The following is a 15,034-nucleotide window of genomic DNA, read 5'->3' as shown; positions in this document are numbered from 1 at the left end:
AATAGCCCGCACGCCCCTGAGCAAACTCCGGGTATTGTGAACGCCTCTCCGTTAACCAGGCATGAAAATGTACAACGTAAATCATCTTTTCGTCAGCCGGGAAATGAATGTGAAAAAGCTGCTGGCTTACGGTTTCCGCAAGGATGGGCAGGATTACGGCTACCGCTGTGATGTGATGAATAAACAGTTCACCCTGCAGGTAAACATCACTACTCAGGGTGACATTGCCGCCACCATTATCGATAAAGTCACAGGAGAAGATTACATTCTTCATCGTATTACTTCTGCCACCGGTGCCTTTGTGGGGCAGGTTCGTGAAGAACATGACGCTATCTTGCTGGATATCGCAGAAAAATGTTTTCCGCAAAAGCATTTCAAAACAGCGCAGGCCGATGCGATCGTTCAGCACCTGAAACAGCAGTATCAGACTGAGCTGGAATTCTTATGGCCGCGCTTTCCTGAAAACGCTATCTTTCGCCGCAAAGATAATCAAAAGTGGTTCGGCGCGCTGTTGACGATTCACAGCAGCAAGCTGGGCCGACCGGATGATAGCCTGATTGAAATCGTCAATATTAAAGTCTCGCCGCAGGCCATCGCTTCGCTGGTCGATGGCGAGGTTTATTTCCCGGGCTACCATATGAACAAAAAGCATTGGGTTTCCCTGTGTCTGGATGGATCAGTCCCGACGGCCGAGGTTTTGTTGCGCATTGACAACAGTTTTAACCTGGCCGGCTAGCCATCGGCGCGGCACCGTATACCTCTTCGCGGCTGATTTCGCCGCCCCATCCCCGCAGCCGCAACGTCTCGCCCGTCAGCTCCACCACCGCAAAGGGCACGCGCGACGGGCCATCCAGCATCCCCTGCAGGGTTATAAACACGGTATCCGCGCGGCGATGATAGCCGCCGCGATGATCGTGGCCGGCAAAACAGGCGCGCACGCCATAGCGGCAGAACAGTTCTGCCAGCTGCGCACCGTTGAGCAGACTGTGGCTGTAGCCCGGTGCCAGCGGATAATGCCCGAACACCACCACCTGCTGGCCGCAGGCGCGCCTGTAAATCAGCCAGCAGTGCGGCCGCGCGCTGGCGATCGTCGCCGTTGTGTTGATTGCAGTACAGGCTGATATCGTTGCCGTCGTAGACAATAAAGCGCCAGCCCGGCAGCTGAAAGGCATAGTAACTTTTTGGCAGCGGCAGCGCGTCATCGAGGTGCTGCGCAATGGTCTGGGCGTCGTGATTCCCCAGCACCATGGCATGCGGATGGAGTAGCCGATCGTAGAGCGGCAGCAGCGTGGCATAGCTGGCCCAGTGGCGATCCACCAGATCGCCGAGCGTAACGACAAAATCCAGCGGCTGCTGATTGAGCGCGGTTATCGCCTGCGGCAGCTTATGCAGCGCATGACGATAGTAGAGATTCGCCGGGACATCCGCCTCAACGTCAGCATATTGCGGATCGGCCAGCAGCCCGAAGCGCAGCGTGCCGTCGAGCGGTGCCGCGCGTAAATCCGGTAACTGATACAGCTCAGCGACATCACCCAGCCGCTGGCGTTGCGCTGCGGTTAGCGCATGGGCATATCCCATCTCTGGCTCTCCTTAGCGAATACCGGCACGCATGAATGACTGAATAAACTGCCGCTGGAACAGCAAAAACAGCAGCAGCAACGGCAAGGTGGTCATCAGCGTTGCTGCCCCAATCAGCGCCCACTGCACGCCCTGCTCCGGCGCAGAAAACAGCTGCAGCCCGACGGTTAACGGACGCACCTGAACCGAGTCGGTGATCACCAGCGGCCAGAGAAAATCGTTCCAGTGGAAGCTGATCGATACCAGCGCGAACGCCACATAGATTGGCTTTGCCAGCGGAATGTAGATGTGGCGCAGAATGTAAAACCGGCTGGCCCCCTCAACGGTTGCCGCCTCTTCCAGCACCAGCGGAATGCTTTTGAACGTCTGCCGCAGCAGAAATATGGCGAACGCCGAGGCAAAGTACGGCAGCGCAATGCCGGTCAGGGTATCGCGTAGCCCGAGCGCGCTGATGGTGCGGTAATTATTCAGAATCAGCACATCCGGGCTGATCATCAGCTGCAGCAGAATCAGCGCGAAGAGGAAACCGGAAAATTTCAGGCGGAACCGCACCAGGGCATAAGCGGCCAGCGTGGCCAGCACCAGCTGGACCACCACAATCATCAGCACCAGCAGCGTGGTATTGAGGAAGTAGCGGGCAAACGGTGCCGCGTGCCAGGCATTGATGAAGTTCTCCAGCGTCAGCGGCGTCAGCAGCGAAAAGTGCCCCTGGCCGGCGGCCGGATGAATGGCAATCCACAGCGCCACCAGCATCGGCAGGCTCCACAGCAGCGCGGCCAGCCAAATTAGCAGGTTGAGCGCAAAACCGCCCGGAGAGGATGCAGCTTTCATTGATAATGGGCTCGCTTATCCAGCAGATGAAATTTGATCAACGCAATCGATCCGAGGATCACCAGCAGCACCACCGTCATGGCCGACGCGGCTGGTATGTCCCAGAAACTGAACGCGGTACGATAGATATAAAACAGCAGCAGGCTACTGCTGTTGTTCGGGCCGCCGTTGGTCATGGCAATCACCTGATCGACAATGCGGAAGGCGTTCATCGAGGCGTTGATCAGCACAAACAGCGTGGTAGGCAACAGCAGCGGCCACTGCACGCGGCGGAAAAAGTAACCGCGCGATGCGCCTTCAATCGCGGCGGCTTCGCTGAGGCGCGGATCGATCTGCTGCAGGGCGGCGAGGTAAAAGATCATGAAAAACCCCGCCTCGCGCCATACCGAAACCGCCATCAGGCAGTACAGCGTGGTATCCGGCTCGCCGAGCCAGTTGACCGCCGGTAGCGAAAACCATGCCAGCAGGCTATTCAGGATGCCAAGCTGCGGCGTATAGAAAAACAGCCACAGATTGGCGATGGCGATCATCGGCAGCAGCGACGGAATGAAGAAGGCCGCACGCACCAGTGCGTTGCCGCGCAGCCGACGGTTGACCGCCAGCGCCATCAGCAGCGCCAGCGTCACCGCCAGCGGAATGGTGATCAGCGCATACAGCAGGTTATTCCACAGCGACTGCATAAAAATGTCGTCATCCAGCAGCGCACGATAGTTATCCAGCCCGACAAAATGGGCCGGATGCGAAGCGCGCGCGGCGCTGAACAGGCTCTGCCACAGCGTGGCCAGCGCCGGGTAATGGGTAAACAGCAGCAGAAAGCTGAGCGCGGGCAGCAGCAGCAAATAGCCGCTGAGCTGCAATGACCACCCGCGCGGGCGCAACGTGGCGGCGCTGACGGAGAATGAGCTCATCACGCGGCCATCACTGATAGTTTTTCAGCAGGCGGTCAGCCTGTTTCTGCGCATCAGCCAGCGCCTGGGCCGGGGTTTTGCTCTGCGTCACCGCTGCTTCAATGGCGTGATTGAGCGCGTCCTGAATCTGCACGCTGTTGTAGGTCGAGAGCTCCGGCTGAGCATATTTCAGCTGCTCACGCGCCACCAGTGCCTGAGGCACCTGCTGCACATAGGCTTTCATTGCCGCTGTGTCCCACGCTGCCGGCGAGGTGGCAACATAGCCGGTAGCGATACTCCAGCGCGCGGCCTGTTCCGGTGCGGTGACCCAGCGGATGAAGCGCATCGCCGCCTGCTGCTGCGCCGGTGAAGCGCTTTTGAACACGTACAGGTTGCCGCCACCGGTCGGGCTGCCGCGCTGGGTTTTCTCCGGCAGCATGGCGACGCCAAACGGGAAGGTCGCGTTATCGTGCACGTTGGTCAGGTTACCGGTGGTAGTGACCATCATGGCCGTTTTACCACTGATAAAGTCCTGCGGCGTGGTGCCCCAGGCAATCGCACCCTTCGGCGAGACTTCCTCTTTCTGGCCGAGGTCGGTCAGCCACTGCAGGGTTTCCACGTTGCCCGGCGTGTTGAAATACACGGCGTTGCCCTTGCCGTTATCCAGCCGTCCGCCATTGGTGGCAGCCAGCCCCTGGAAATTCCAGTAGCCGTTCGGCGTGGAAGGGATCTCAATGCCCCACTGGCTGACGCCGCTGGCCTGTTTCAGCGTCAGTTTTTTGCTGAATGCCACCACCTGCTGCCAGGTGGCGGGTGGTGTATTCGGATCGAGACCGGCTTTCTCAAATGCCTGTTTGTTCCAGTACATCACCACGGTTGAGCGCTGAAAAGGCACGCCCCACACTTTGCCCTCAATGCGACGCAGAAAGGCCGGATAGAAGCTGTCGATCCACTGTTTGCCCTCTTCACCCGTGGCTAAATCGCTGGCGGCAACGATGGCACCGGCATCCATCAGCGACCAGGCTTCAATATCGCCCATCACCGCCAGCTGCGGTGCGTTACCGCCGCGAAACGCCGTCAGCGCTTTGGTCACGGTGGTGGCGTAATCGCCGGTGTAGACCGGCTGAATGCTGATCTCAGGGTGCTGTTTTTCAAAATCCGCCACCAGGGCTTCCACGGTGTGGCTGACTTTACCGCCGACCGCAATCGGATAGTACATCTGTAACTTCACCGGCTCAGCAGCAAACACTGACGCGGAGGCACACAGCATAACGACACAAGCCAGAGGCGAGAAACGGATCGCAGACATGATTTTCCCTTGAATAAACGACAACGGTTAAACAGCGTATTTTTTCTCAGCGAGCAACATCGGGTGTTCAGCAGCGACACAGCGCTGGCCGCTGGTGGTGGAAAACAGGTATTGCCGGCTGGTGGACCACTGCAGGCCGACCAGGCTGTCATCCGTGAAGCGCTGCAGGCCGGGCACTTTGACGGTCAGTGATTCCGTGATGCCGGGCAACCGACAGACCAGCAGCGTATCCGCGCCCATGTATTCGTAGCTCACTACCCGCGCACTCAGCGCGGCCTGCTGCGGGGCGACCAGCTGGATATCTTCCGCGCGCAGACCCAGACTCAGCGCCGTTTCGCCGGCATAGCTCAGCAGCGGTGTGCTGAGATGGCTGAGGTAGTGATGCGCGCCTTTGCTGTGCAGTGGCAGGATATTCATTGGCGGTGCGCCAATAAACTGCGCGGCAAAACAGCTCGCCGGCTGGTTGTAGAGCTGGTCTGGCGTGCCGTGCTGCTCAATGCGGCCATCGTTGAGCAGAATGATGTGATCGGCCATGCTCATCGCTTCGGTCTGATCGTGGGTGACGTATAACATGGTCAGCCCGAGCTGCTTTTGCAGCGCGCGGATTTCGCGCCGCATGCTCTGACGCAGTTTGGCATCCAGGTTAGATAATGGCTCATCCATCAGGCACAGCGTATTGTTGGCGATCACCGCCCTGCCCAGCGCCACGCGCTGCTGCTGCCCGCCGGAGAGCTGTGAAGGCAGGCGCGCCAGCAGCGGTTCCAGTTCAAGCAGTGCGCTGACCTGCGCCAGCCGGGCGGCAAACTGTTGCTTATCTTCACCGCGCGCCTTCAGGCCAAACAGCAGATTCTCCCGCACGCTCAGGTGAGGAAACAGTGCGTAAGACTGAAACACCATCGACAGCTTGCGCTGCGCCGGTGGCAGAGGCGTGACGTCAGTGTGATTGAAATAAATGCGGCCGCTGTCGGCCGTTTCCAGCCCGGCGAGGGTGCGCAACAGCGTCGATTTACCGCAGCCTGAAGGCCCCAGCAGTGCGACGAAACTGCCTTGCGCCACGTCGAAGCTGATATCCTGCAGCGCGATTTTATCGCCCCAGGTTTTGGTGATGTGTTGCAGCGAGAGATGGCTCATGCATCCGCAGTCCTGAAATCAGAATGGCGGTAAGCTAGCTGAGGCGGATGAAAGATTTATGGCGCTGACGTGACGGTTGGGTGATGGGCGGCGACCTGGCGCAGAATCCCCCTCACCCGGCACGCCCGCAGGCCGCGCCGGGCAGGCGTTTATGCGTTACTGCGACATGCTCAGAATGGTGCGGATGTTCTGCGCCGTGGTGGCAATGATGTCGATAGCGCCGGTACGCAGCGCGCCGAGGATCGCCATGGCTTTGGTGTTTTCAGCGGCAATGGCAATCACGCAGGGAATTTTACGCAGCTCGTCGATACTCAGGCCAATTACCCGGTCGTTCATCACCGTATCCACGTGCTGGCCCTGGGCATTAAAAAAATCATAGCCGGCCACGTCACCGGTCACGCCCTGATTGACGCTGGCATCAATGATTTCGTGCGGTGTGAACCAGCCGAGCTTTACCATATAGCTGTTTTCGTTCATGTCGCCGATGCCCACCAGTGCCACATCCGCTTTCCGCGCGCGGTCGAGCGTCTCTTTGATGGTGCCGTTTTGCATGAAAGCGTCACGCAGCGCCCGGTTTTCGACGTAAGCCGGGGCGTACAGGGTTTCGCTGATGCCGCCAAACTTTTTGGCCAGCCGGCGGCTGATGTGGTCCGCGTTGATGGCATCCCCCGGACGATGGGTGCCGCCGATGCCGCTGATAAACAGGCAGTTGCGCGTCGGCACCTGACCGGGATAATCGGCGACGGCCGCCACGTTGCGCCCCTGGCCCACGGCGACAATGGCGTTGTCTTTCAGCGACTGCGCGAGATGCGCCGACACCAGCGCCGCCACCTGACGCCGCTGTTCGTCGCTGTCTGGCGAATCGAGGGCAATCAGCGCGCGCTGCAGATGAGGAAAGCGCGTCTGCAACTGCTGTTCCAGCCGCGTACTGAACACCGGATGGTAGCGCACATTGATCTCGACGATGCCCTCTTCACGCGCGCGTTTCAGCAGTCGCCCCACCTTGATACGGGAAATCCCAAACTTACGCGCAATCTCCTCCTGGGTGATTTCGTCCTGATAGTAGGCGACGGCAATTTCCGTCAGCAGCTCGGAGTCCTGAGAAAGCGTGTTTTTTTCCATCCGTTACCTGTCTTGTATCGTCGTGCGGAGTGCTCAGCTGGGAGTTATATCATTGATGCGACTCGCTTCGCCAGCCAGCAACGCCGCGAGTCGCCGCTGCTGTCACGCTTAACGCTGAATGGCGTCAATTTTCAGCATGCGGGCAATAACCTTATCCAGCTCTTGCTGATCGAAGATCTGTTTCCAGTCCGGTTTGATGATCTTCTCGCGGCCATACTCCATGGCGATCATGCAGGCGTCCGAGAACGGGTTGGTGGCGCGGAAAGCCACCGCCAGCGCAATCTGAATATGGCCGTAAAGCATAGCCTTCGCTGCTTCTTCCGGGACGCCGCTGTGTTTCACCGTTTCATCCAGCGCCTCTTTCATGAAGGCACCGACCATGCAGGCGACGGTTTCCACCAGCGTCGGCTCCAGATACGCCAGCTGCGTCACCGTGACCCAGTGCACCTGATCAACCGGGCCGTACATCACGCTGATTACCTTACTCAGCTCTGCCTTCTGTTCAGCGCTGCCGCTTTCCCAGGCTGCCGCGACGTGCTGAACGGCAGCGACGCCTCCAAACGCATCGGCGTGCTCCTCTTTGGTGTAACGGGCAAGAAATACCGACGGATGGCACGGGTGCGCGACCGCGTATTCGATGCCGTCACGTTGGGCGATCAGGTTGGCGTAGGCCGCGGCCGGATCGAGCGTCAGCAGCACCGCACCGCTTTGCATCTGTGGCACCACGCTTTGCGAGACTTTGCCCAGTACGATATCCGGCACGGCGAGGATCACCACGTCACTCAGCGGCACCACCGACGCGGCATCCGACAGCTCGCGTCCCTGTGCAATCACCTGCTGCTGCGCCTGCGGTGAATTCTCGCAGTAAAACACCTGATAAGCGCTGTGCTGCAAATTAGCGGAAATACGCATGCCCATTTTGCCGCCTGCGCCGATCACGGTGATGGTTTTCAATGCCTTGCTCATGTTAACGACTCCTGATCTTGTTTACTGCGTAGGAATTCAACGGCGCGGCGGGTCCATTCGGCTTCCCGCGCGCAGGTCTGCGCGGCATCGTCCTGCCACGGTAACCAGTGTTCGATGATTTGGTTGATGTCGCGATCGACCGGCCGCACGCTGGCGATCAGCCGGTCATAATCCAGCTTCCCTTCGCCCATCGGACAGCCGGCCAGGGTAAAACCGACCCAGCCGGCACGGCGGGTAAAGGCGAAATCTTTGATGTGCAGATTGCCGACGCGCGCAGCGGTATTGGCGATCACCTGCTCCTGCAGTTCCAGTCCGGCGACGCAGTTGGCCGGATCGAGACAGACGCACAGCCACGGCGAGAGAAAGCGGTTGATCACCGACATCATCGCCGCGCTGCTGACCTGCTCGTAGGTTTCCAGGCACAGCCGCACCTGCTGGCGGGCAAAATCCGGCAGCACGGCAGCAATCAGATTGGCCGCTTCATCCAGCGATGGCCGGTGATCGGCGGTGTTGAACATGGAGCGCACCACGCGCGCGTCGAGAATGGCGGCGATGTGCAGATAGCGGCGCAGGTGCGCGCTGCCGAGACCGCGCGTCCCCAGCTCCAGCGTGATGCCAAGCGCATCCGCCTGCTGACGCAGCGCCAGTAGCTGTTCATCTGACCACTGCTCAATTGCCGGGTAGTCGCAAATCTGAAATACCGACACGTCGAGATCGGCGGTGTGCTGCAGCATCTGCGCCAGCGTGAACGGCTGTGGCACCCGGGGCGACATACGCCAGAAAAACGCGTAGGTGCTGAGTCCGATGCGGCTCATGACGGCAGCTCCTCAGCCAGCTCACTGGCTTCCTGCACGATTTGCGCCAGCGCCTGTGGATCGTGGGCAAAGCGGCCGAGGAACAGGCCGTTGACGTCGCCGCCGAGGCGCTGAATCAGGCCCGGCCCGGCGCTGCCGCCGTAAATCACCCGCAGCGTGATGCCGTCTGGCGTCGTCAGCTGCTGTAGCCCGCTGCACACCGCGCGGATGTAGCTGTCCGGCGCCGGCTGCGGTGCGCCTATGGCCCACTGCGGTTCGTAAGCAAACAACACCTCACCGCTGAGCGCGTGTTGCGCGGCCTCCGCCAGCGCCTCCTGCAGCTGCTGCTGACACAGCGCAATCGCCTGCTCGGGCGTGCCCTGCTGCGGTTCACCGATGCACAGCACCGGGGTCAGGCGATAACGCAGCGCCATCGCCACTTTGGCGGCAATCTGCGTTTTATCTTCATGAAAATGGCGACGGCGTTCGGCGTGGCCAATCTCCGCCAGTGAGCACCCCAGCTCCTGCAGCATGCTGGCGCTGACCTCACCGGTCCAGGCGCCGTTTTCCGCCTGACACACGTCCTGCGCGCCGACGCGCACCGGCGTGCCGGCAAAGATCTCCGTCACCGCCGGGATGGCCGGATAAGCGGGCAGCACAAACAGCCCGACATCACCGCGCTGCACTGCCGGATGCTGCGCCAGCGTCGCAACCTCGCGACACCACGCCAGCGTTTGCTGATAGCCGAAATACATTTTCAGGCTGACGCCAAGCCAGATTTTAGGCTGAGCCATAATTACGCTCCCTGTTCAGATGCACTGTGTTCTTTTAACAGATTGCCAACGGTGTTGACGATCATCGCCAGTGAAACCGCACCGGCGTCCGGCGTGCCAACGCTTTTCTCGGCCAGCGGCCGCGCACGCCCCACTTTCGGTACCAGCTGCGCGGTGGCCTGCGCGGCCTGCTCCGCCACCGCTGCCGCACGTAACCAGGCTTCGGTGAGTGATGCGCCCTGCGCGACCGCAGCGCTCAGCGTGTCGCTAAACGGAACCAGCACGTCAACCATGGTTTTATCACCGACGCGCGCTTTGCCGAAGTGCATAATGCCCTCTTTGGCATCCCGGACGCCGGCAGCGACGCGTGGTGCATCCGCTGCCGCGCTGTCGCCCAGCGCGGTGCCGAGCGCGGTCAGTGCCACGCCCCACAGGGCTCCGGACGTGCCGCCCGCTTTATCCGCCCAGGCATCGGCGGCGCGACACAGCAGACTGCCAGCGCCGGCGCCACGCGCGGCCACCTCACGCGCCTTTTCCACTGCGCCGAGTACGCCGCGCTCCATACCAATGCCGTGATCGCCGTCGCCCGCTACCGCATCAATGTCGCCCAGCTGGCCGGCATGACGCTGAATCATCACCGCCACTGCTTCCAGCAGTTCAAGAACGCGCCGGGCGCTGTGTTGTGATGCGGTGCTGGCCTGAGGTAACGTCTCTTCACGGATCTCTTCGCACTCGGCGGCGCTGAGCGGTTCGGCAATCAGGACGCTGCCTTTGCGGTAGGCTGGCGTATTGGCCGGCGCGCGCCACAGCGTTTCCAGCTCATCATCGAGCCACATCAGCGTCAGCGAGACGCCCGCCATGTTAAAACTGGTAACGAATTCGCCGACATCCGGCTCCACCACCTGCAACTGTGCCGCCGACAGCAGCTGGGCGATGCGGCGATACACCACAAACAGCTCTTCATACTTGACTGAACCGAGACCATTGAGGATTACCGCCACGCGCTGTCCCGCCACCTGCGCCACATCCGCTGGCCGCTCACTCAGCAGCCGGTCGACAAAGATTTCTGCCAGCTCGTCGGCGCGCGGCACCGCTGTTTCGCTGATGCCCGGCTCACCGTGGATGCCCAGCCCGAGCGCCATGCGCCCTTTCTCTACCTCAAACAGCGGATGCGAAGCGCCCGGCAGCGTACAGCCGGAAAATGCCACGCCAAAGGTGCGGGTGCGATCGTTGGCGTGCTGCGCTTTTTTCAGCACCGTAGCCAGATCGTCACCCGCTTCTGCCGCGGCCGCCGCCACTTTAAACACACACAGATCGCCAGCGACGCCGCGTCGCTTCAGACGCTCATCGTGGCTGGCGCTGGACACATCATCCGTTACCGCCAGCACCTCACAGGCAATACCTTCAGCGCGCAGCCGCTCGCACGCCTGACCAAAATGCAGCACGTCACCGGCATAGTTTCCAAACAGCAACAGCACACCCGCGCCGTTATGCGCCGCGCGCGCGACGTTATAGATTTGCTGCGCCGACGGCGAAGCGAACAGGTTGCCCATTGCCGCCCCGTGCGCCAGGCCCTGGCCGACCAATCCGGCAAAGGCGGGATAGTGACCGGAACCGCCACCGACAATCACCGCCACGGTATCCGGCTGGCTGCGCGTGCTGCGCACCACGCCACCGCTCACCTGGCGTACTTTATCGGCGTTGGCGGCCACAAAGCCTTCGATCAGTTCCGCGGCAAACGCGGATGGCTGGTTAAACAGGTACGTCATGTTATTGCTCCTGTACAAATGAGGCTGGCAGAGGCTGCGCGCGACGGCGATTGAGGAACAGCATCAATACAGCGGAGAGCAGCATAAAACCGCCGACCACGAACATCGGTAACACATAACTGTGAGTGGCATCATGCAGTGCGCCGGTGATGTAACCGGCGGAAAAACCCGCCACGTTGCCCAGGGTGTTAATCAGCGCAATCGCCGCCGCGGCCGATGCGCCGGTCAGGAACTGCGTTGGCAGCGTCCAGAAATTGGGCAACGCGGCGAAGATGGCGCTGGCCGTTACGGCGATCACCATGATGGTGGTAAACGGTGAATCCATGTAGAGCGCCAGCGGTACGCTGACGCCGCCCGCGACCGCAGGAATCGCGATGTGCCAGGTTTTACAGCCACGCCGCGCGGCATCCCGCGACCAGAAAAACATCACGACGGCGGCGATCAGGTACGGCACGCCGGTGATCAGCCCTTTCTGCATCACGTTGAAGGTGGTGCCAAACTGCTGCTGGAAGCCGGCGATAATGGTCGGCAGGAAGAACGCCAGCGCGTACAGGCCGTAAATAAAGCCGAAGTAGATCAGGCACAGCATCCACACGCGGCTGTTGCCCATCACCGAACGCACGCTGTACGGGTGCTGGCCCTGCTTGTGCTGATGTTCCGCTTCCAGTTCGGCTATCAGCCAGTTTTTCTCGTCGTCATTCAGCCACTTCGCCTGACGCGGCGAGTCCACCAGCCAGAACAGCGCCACAATCCCGATGAGGATTGCTGGCAGCGATACGCCCATAAACATTACGCGCCAGCCCTCCAGGCCAAACAGGCCGTGCTGCTCAATCAGCGAGGCAGCCAGCGGTGCGCCAAATACCACCGTCAGCGGTTGTGCCAGGTAGAACAGCGAGAGAATTTTGCTGCGGTGGCGCGCCGGCACCCACAGGCTGAGATAAAGGATGGCGCCCGGGAAGAAACCGGCCTCGGCAATCCCCAGCAGCAGGCGCAGCGTATACAGCCCTTCGACACTGCTGACCCAGGTAAACAGCAGCGAGACGATGCCCCAGCTGATCATGATGCGCGCCAGCCAGCGCCGCGCGCCGAACTTATGCAGCGCCAGGTTGCTGGGCACTTCCAGCAGGATGTAACCAATAAAGAAGATGCCGGAGGCGAGACCAAACTGCAGCGCACTGAGGCCGAGGTCCTGCGTCATGCCGTTTGGGCCGGCAAAGGAAATGGCGGTGCGATCGAGGAAGTTGATAAAGAACATCAGCGCCACAAACGGTACCAGGCGCCAGGAGATTTTGCGGATTGCGGTCTGCTCAACCGCGCTGACAGCAGAGTGATTCATAACGCACCTCCGAAACGTGCGCAGTGAGACGGTGTTGGCCAGGCGCAAAACCGGCGCTGGCGACAGACAAAATGCGAGGTAAGAAGCAAATGACACATGTTCGAGTCCTCAATGGGTCTTCTTGTACATGGATAGGGTCATGCGAACAAATGAACACTACACGTATATTTGCTCAATCCTCAAGCGCAGTTGGCGAAAGTGTGACAATGCGCATGAGATTTGATTTCAGCGACATTTTCAGGATTTTTCGCAGCAGAGCGGCATTGCGCGACCATGGCGGCAGAGTTGGCACGAGATTTTGCGTGGTCGATCGCTAAATCATATGAACATGTATTGAACATATGTTTGATTTTGTGGCAGGCTATCAGTGAACATCTAATCACCTGACGAACATATGTGCAGGTGTCAGACCCTGTATCACTGGAGAGACGTGATGAAAACTATCGCTATTGGTGCCGATGATGCGGCTATCGATTTGAAAAACATCATTAAAAAGCTGCTGGAAGAGCAGGATTATCAGGTAACTGATTACAGTAACGACGCGCACAATGACCGCCCGATGTATCCGGACGTGGCGTTTGCGCTGGCGACGGCGGTGCAGCAAAAGCAGTTTGAGCGCGGCATTTTGCTGTGTGGCACCGGCATTGGCGTCGCGATTGTTGCCAATAAAGTGGAAGGCGTGCGCGCCGCGCAGTGTCATGACACCTTCTCCGCCGAGCGCGCGCGCAAAAGTAACAATGCGCAGATCATGACCATGGGCTCACGCGTAATCGGACCGGAGCTGGCGAAAAACATCGTTAACGCCTGGCTGGCATCCGAGTTTGAAGGGGGCGGTTCGACCGCCAAAGTGGAGAAGATCGGTTACTACGAACAGGTTTCACACGCGAAATAATGGGTATCGGGCGCTGAGTTACAAAGCCGGCAGCGCCTGAGTGGGTGATATCGCCAGCGGCACGCTGACACGACTGGCCACTTTCGTGCGTGCCAGCCGTGTCATACCCGGTGTTTTAACTGCCGCTTAGCGTACCGCTCAGCACCGCAGGCGCATCCTGCTGCACCAGAAAGGCGACTAGCAAGGCGTCGCGTTCACCATGGATAGCCGGCAAGGCAGCGCTATCGCTCACCGCATCGCCCTTTTGCAGCCGCACATTTCCGGTGCGTGCAATGCCCTCCAGCACCGTGACCCAGCTGGCATAACCCGGCAAATGCGGCACCTCGATCTGTGCGCCACGATCCAGCCTGACGTCATAGATGTAAACGGCCTGACGCAGCGTCAGCGGCGCCTCACTGTGCTGCGGACCGGCCAGCAGCGTCCACTGGTTAAGTGCCGCCCCTTCTGCCCGGTACACGCTCTGCACCTGCCCTTCACCGCCACCGGATGCCGGGCGGATGTACGCCTGCAGCATTTCGCTTTCAATCAGCGGTGCTGACTCTTCATGACGTACCCCACTGCCCGCGTTCACCAGCAGTGCGCGTTTGCCGTTGAGGGCGAGAGTCTCTCCCTCCTCGCGCCGGTACTGCACCGAGCCGCGCCAGACATAGCTGAAAATTTCATCATCCTGATGACGGCGCATCGGTACCACCGCGCCGGGCTTCAGCGTCATCTGGTCGACAATCGCCAGCGCGCCCAGTTGTTCTCCCGGCCGCTGCCGGCGAATGGTAAAGGGACCGTATTCAAACAGCTGGTCACGCTGCGCTTTAATCACGTTCATCAGTGGCTTCCTCAAAAATCAGGTTCTGATGACCATCATAAAGGCTGCAAAATTGCGTAACAGTAGGGCTTTTTGTTGGCTTAAATCAGTGGTTTTGAATGACCTTCGTCCGCGCCTTTAGTCCGCTGCAGTACGAAGCTGAGCGCCAGGTGCGGGCTGGTGAGTGGCCGCTGTGGCACAGGAAAACGCGACGCGGCGCCGGCCATTGACACCTGCGCTAACGTCACCTGAACCGCGCCCTGCTGCTGTCCCTGAGCGACGGCATCGGCGATCAGCGTGTAATAGTCGTCCAGCCGGCCAGCTTTGAATGCGGCCCAGGCATCAGGGATAAGCCTGACTTGCGGACGCTGGTCGGGTGTCAGACTCTCAGGGCAAAACAGCTGGCGCGTACTGTGCAGCGTAGACTCCGCGGCACACAGCACCAGCGCAGGTGCGCCACGGCGATGCACTTCGTCCGCCAGCATACGGTCAGTGCGATAAACCGCACAGCGCTGTTGTGCATCGCGCAGGCTGTCCGCGGCGGCACCTAAGGTAGAGCAGGTAATCAGTATCGCGTCGAACCACGGCGTCAGGCTGAGTAACAGCTGCTCCAGACGCTGCTGCTGGGCCGGCGTCATGCCACCGCTGAGCTCTGCTTCTGCCAGCAGATGTGGCATCACCAGATGGCTGATTTGCTGAGGCGGAATGCCGAGCGACTGCGCGGCGTCATCAAAAATAGCAATATTACTGGCGGCGGTATGCAGGCAGGCAATGGTCACAACAATTCCTTATCGCTTCAGGTTCAGTACGTTGCACTATAGCCGCAATCGGTGACGGAATGCAGCTT

The 15,034-nt window shown here is 60.0% G+C and carries 14 protein-coding genes and 1 pseudogene; 2 read left to right on the top strand and 13 right to left on the bottom strand.

Annotation, left to right across the window (positions count from 1 at the left end):
- Window positions 1-67: 67 nt before the first annotated feature.
- Complete coding sequence (locus tag K7H94_RS09270; protein ID WP_222950923.1) at window positions 68-736, top strand: MmcQ/YjbR family DNA-binding protein; 669 nt, start codon at window positions 68-70, stop codon at window positions 734-736.
- On the opposite strand, the pseudogene K7H94_RS09265 reads toward K7H94_RS09270, so the two are convergent.
- The 11 genes and pseudogenes from K7H94_RS09265 to K7H94_RS09215 form a co-directional block, all read right to left on the bottom strand.
- Window positions 720-1,578: pseudogene (locus K7H94_RS09265) on the bottom strand (metallophosphoesterase). The gene K7H94_RS09270 and the pseudogene K7H94_RS09265 overlap by 17 nt on opposite strands.
- A 12-nt stretch (window positions 1,579-1,590) precedes the next feature.
- Window positions 1,591-2,409, bottom strand: a complete 819-nt coding sequence (locus K7H94_RS09260) for a carbohydrate ABC transporter permease (RefSeq protein WP_058758579.1) — start codon at window positions 2,407-2,409, stop codon at window positions 1,591-1,593.
- Entirely contained in the window at window positions 2,406-3,317 is a 912-nt protein-coding gene (locus K7H94_RS09255; RefSeq protein WP_215800095.1) for a carbohydrate ABC transporter permease, read from the bottom strand. The genes K7H94_RS09260 and K7H94_RS09255 overlap by 4 nt, the downstream gene beginning before the upstream one ends.
- A gap of 10 nt (window positions 3,318-3,327) precedes the next feature.
- Window positions 3,328-4,605 carry an ABC transporter substrate-binding protein gene (locus K7H94_RS09250; protein ID WP_104092961.1) on the bottom strand — a complete coding sequence of 426 codons (1,278 nt, stop codon included), beginning with the start codon at window positions 4,603-4,605 and terminating at the stop codon, window positions 3,328-3,330.
- Window positions 4,606-4,632: 27 nt separating this feature from the next.
- A complete protein-coding gene (locus K7H94_RS09245) occupies window positions 4,633-5,736 on the bottom strand; it encodes an ABC transporter ATP-binding protein (RefSeq protein ID WP_058758581.1) in 1,104 nt (367 codons plus the stop codon).
- A 156-nt stretch (window positions 5,737-5,892) separates the two neighbouring features.
- Window positions 5,893-6,858, bottom strand: coding sequence for a sugar-binding transcriptional regulator (locus K7H94_RS09240; protein ID WP_021506007.1), 966 nt, complete (start codon window positions 6,856-6,858; stop codon window positions 5,893-5,895).
- Window positions 6,859-6,966: 108 nt separating this feature from the next.
- Complete coding sequence (locus K7H94_RS09235; protein ID WP_021506006.1) at window positions 6,967-7,824, bottom strand: phosphogluconate dehydrogenase C-terminal domain-containing protein; 858 nt, start codon at window positions 7,822-7,824, stop codon at window positions 6,967-6,969.
- Window positions 7,821-8,639, bottom strand: coding sequence for a sugar phosphate isomerase/epimerase family protein (locus K7H94_RS09230; protein ID WP_222952005.1), 819 nt, complete (start codon window positions 8,637-8,639; stop codon window positions 7,821-7,823). The genes K7H94_RS09235 and K7H94_RS09230 overlap by 4 nt, the downstream gene beginning before the upstream one ends.
- Window positions 8,636-9,412 carry a triose-phosphate isomerase family protein gene (locus K7H94_RS09225; RefSeq protein ID WP_222952004.1) on the bottom strand — a complete coding sequence of 259 codons (777 nt, stop codon included), beginning with the start codon at window positions 9,410-9,412 and terminating at the stop codon, window positions 8,636-8,638. The genes K7H94_RS09230 and K7H94_RS09225 overlap by 4 nt, the downstream gene beginning before the upstream one ends.
- Window positions 9,413-9,414: 2 nt before the next feature.
- Window positions 9,415-11,160, bottom strand: coding sequence for a dihydroxyacetone kinase family protein (locus K7H94_RS09220; RefSeq protein ID WP_182688953.1), 1,746 nt, complete (start codon window positions 11,158-11,160; stop codon window positions 9,415-9,417).
- A 1-nt stretch (window position 11,161) separates the two neighbouring features.
- On the bottom strand, window positions 11,162-12,496 hold the full coding sequence (locus K7H94_RS09215; RefSeq protein WP_222952003.1) for an MFS transporter: 1,335 nt from the start codon (window positions 12,494-12,496) through the stop codon (window positions 11,162-11,164).
- 433 nt (window positions 12,497-12,929) lie between these two features.
- On the opposite strand from K7H94_RS09215, the gene K7H94_RS09210 reads away from it, so the two are divergent.
- Window positions 12,930-13,388, top strand: a complete 459-nt coding sequence (locus tag K7H94_RS09210; protein ID WP_141495417.1) for an RpiB/LacA/LacB family sugar-phosphate isomerase — start codon at window positions 12,930-12,932, stop codon at window positions 13,386-13,388.
- A gap of 115 nt (window positions 13,389-13,503) precedes the next feature.
- Here K7H94_RS09210 and K7H94_RS09205 read toward each other — a convergent pair whose 3' ends face one another.
- Both K7H94_RS09205 and K7H94_RS09200 read right to left on the bottom strand, forming a co-directional pair.
- Complete coding sequence (locus K7H94_RS09205) at window positions 13,504-14,208, bottom strand: pirin family protein (RefSeq protein ID WP_222952002.1); 705 nt, start codon at window positions 14,206-14,208, stop codon at window positions 13,504-13,506.
- 80 nt (window positions 14,209-14,288) lie between these two features.
- Window positions 14,289-14,966 (bottom strand): glutamate racemase, encoded by a 678-nt coding sequence (locus K7H94_RS09200; RefSeq protein ID WP_222952001.1) that lies wholly within the window; start codon window positions 14,964-14,966, stop codon window positions 14,289-14,291.
- Window positions 14,967-15,034: the final 68 nt, after the last annotated feature.

The organism is Pantoea dispersa (assembly GCF_019890955.1).
Taxonomy (GTDB): Bacteria; Pseudomonadota; Gammaproteobacteria; order Enterobacterales; family Enterobacteriaceae; genus Pantoea; species Pantoea dispersa.
Note: the sequence above shows the minus strand (reverse complement) of the source record. Positions and strands in the feature narration are given on the sequence as shown.

Bases quoted from the DNA above. Each gene is read 5' to 3' on its own strand.
- K7H94_RS09235 (WP_021506006.1), bottom strand. From the start codon at position 7,824: ATGAGCAAGGCATTGAAAACCATCACCGTGATCGGCGCAGGCGGCAAA.
- K7H94_RS09260 (WP_058758579.1), bottom strand. From the start codon at position 2,409: ATGAAAGCTGCATCCTCTCCGGGCGGTTTTGCGCTCAACCTGCTAATT.
- K7H94_RS09250 (WP_104092961.1), bottom strand. From the start codon at position 4,605: ATGTCTGCGATCCGTTTCTCGCCTCTGGCTTGTGTCGTTATGCTGTGT.
- K7H94_RS09245 (WP_058758581.1), bottom strand. From the start codon at position 5,736: ATGAGCCATCTCTCGCTGCAACACATCACCAAAACCTGGGGCGATAAA.
- K7H94_RS09225 (WP_222952004.1), bottom strand. From the start codon at position 9,412: ATGGCTCAGCCTAAAATCTGGCTTGGCGTCAGCCTGAAAATGTATTTC.
- K7H94_RS09240 (WP_021506007.1), bottom strand. From the start codon at position 6,858: ATGGAAAAAAACACGCTTTCTCAGGACTCCGAGCTGCTGACGGAAATT.
- K7H94_RS09210 (WP_141495417.1), top strand. From the start codon at position 12,930: ATGAAAACTATCGCTATTGGTGCCGATGATGCGGCTATCGATTTGAAA.
- K7H94_RS09205 (WP_222952002.1), bottom strand. From the start codon at position 14,208: ATGAACGTGATTAAAGCGCAGCGTGACCAGCTGTTTGAATACGGTCCC.
- K7H94_RS09270 (WP_222950923.1), top strand. From the start codon at position 68: ATGTACAACGTAAATCATCTTTTCGTCAGCCGGGAAATGAATGTGAAA.
- K7H94_RS09215 (WP_222952003.1), bottom strand. From the start codon at position 12,496: ATGAATCACTCTGCTGTCAGCGCGGTTGAGCAGACCGCAATCCGCAAA.
- K7H94_RS09255 (WP_215800095.1), bottom strand. From the start codon at position 3,317: ATGAGCTCATTCTCCGTCAGCGCCGCCACGTTGCGCCCGCGCGGGTGG.
- K7H94_RS09220 (WP_182688953.1), bottom strand. From the start codon at position 11,160: ATGACGTACCTGTTTAACCAGCCATCCGCGTTTGCCGCGGAACTGATC.
- K7H94_RS09230 (WP_222952005.1), bottom strand. From the start codon at position 8,639: ATGAGCCGCATCGGACTCAGCACCTACGCGTTTTTCTGGCGTATGTCG.